The organism is Parvimonas sp. D9 (genome assembly GCF_035282565.1).
In the GTDB taxonomy this organism is placed as follows: domain Bacteria; phylum Bacillota; class Clostridia; order Tissierellales; family Peptoniphilaceae; genus Parvimonas; species Parvimonas micra.
In genome coordinates, this window is sequence record NZ_JAYKBM010000161.1 from 1 (window position 1) to 269 (window position 269).

Annotated in this window: 1 protein-coding gene; it reads left to right on the plus strand. The window is 42.0% G+C overall.

Translation table 11 applies throughout. The features are described from left to right. Positions 1-269: arginine deiminase-related protein (locus VJI94_RS08415; protein ID WP_324009037.1), on the plus strand; the 269-nt coding region annotated here is incomplete at both ends.

The following is a 269-nucleotide window of genomic DNA, read 5'->3' on the forward strand; positions in this document are numbered from 1 at the left end:
GGCAGATCAGCAAGTGAGTGAAAAAGCCGCGGCTGAATTTGATCGATTTGTTTCTGTACTTAGCAATGCGGGTGTTCAGGTAACTGTTGTTGAAGACACACCTGAACCTCATACTCCTGATTCTGTATTTCCTAATAACTGGATCTCATTTCATACTGACGGCACTATTTTTTTGTACCCCATGTTTGCGGTCAATCGTAGGCTAGAACGTAAGCCTCATGTTCTATCTGCGATTGCTGAAAAGTTTCGTGTTGAAAATACGATAGATC